The sequence below is a fragment of the Petrotoga sp. DB-2 genome (assembly GCF_054051725.1).
In genome coordinates this window covers 1-395 of record NZ_JBSVZD010000086.1, presented here as the reverse complement: position 1 = coordinate 395, position 395 = coordinate 1, and the positions used below count along the sequence as shown (strand labels likewise).

Genomic DNA, 395 nt, shown 5'->3' with positions numbered 1-395 from the left:
GCAAAAGCCTGCTTAACTGAGAGACTGACGAGTCGAACAGGAGGGAAACCTGGACTTAGTGACCCGGCGGTTCTGAGGGGAAGGGCCGTCGATCAACGGATAAAAGTTACCCCGGGGATAACAGACTAATCACGCCCGAGAGTTCACATCGACGGCGTGGATTGGCACCTCGATGTCGGCTCATCGCAACCTGGGGCTGAAGCCGGTCCCAAGGGTTGGGCTGTTCGCCCATTAAAGCGGTACGTGAGCTGGGTTCAGAACGTCGTAAGACAGTTCGGTCCCTATCTGCTGCGGGGGTAGGAAGCTTGAAGGGGGTTGCTCCTAGTACGAGAGGACCGGAGTGAGTATGTCCCTGGTGAATCAGCTGTTATGCAAATAGCAGGAGCTGAGTAGCC

The 395-nt window shown here is 56.2% G+C and carries 1 rRNA gene; it reads left to right on the top strand.

What is annotated here, in order from left to right:
- Window positions 1–395: ribosomal RNA gene (locus ACW9JY_RS10550) — 23S ribosomal RNA — on the top strand; the annotation flags it as partial.